This is a genomic window from Micromonospora sp. ALFpr18c (assembly GCF_008868155.1).
Lineage (GTDB): Bacteria > Actinomycetota > Actinomycetes > Mycobacteriales > Micromonosporaceae > Micromonospora.
In genome coordinates, this window is sequence record NZ_WBKR01000514.1 from 1 (window position 1) to 420 (window position 420).

The 420-nt window shown below is 76.7% G+C and carries 1 pseudogene; it reads right to left on the reverse strand.

What is annotated here, in order from left to right:
• Positions 1 to 375 (reverse strand): annotated as a pseudogene (locus F8271_RS31900) (oxidoreductase); the annotation flags it as partial.
• Positions 376 to 420 lie beyond the last annotated feature (45 nt).

Sequence of the window (420 nt, forward strand, 5' to 3'; positions counted from 1 at the left end):
GTCGGTCACCGGACGGCCCAGCTCGGCCTCCGGCACGATGTCGCGGGCGGCGAGGACGTGCAGCTTGGCGAGGGCCTGCCGGGGGGCCTTGGGCCAGAGTTCGCTCAGCCCGGGCAACGCCCCGGCGACCCGCAGTGCCCCTTGGAGTACGGGGTCGGTGACGGTGCCGGCCCGGACCTCCTCGCGCTCGTGGACGGCCCCTTCGAGGGCGGCGCTGGCCACCGCGGAACGCAGGCTGACCTCGGCCGCGACCTGGCCGCCGTGGCGACGCAGCGCACGGTGCCCGAGCGCCTGGTCGAAACGCTCGCGTGCCTGCTCGACGGCCGTGGCGATGTCGGCGAGCGCGAGCAGCGGGGCGAGCGGATCGGTGGTCACCCCGCCACGCTAGCGACCCGCCCCGGCACGGCCGTCGAGCAGGCA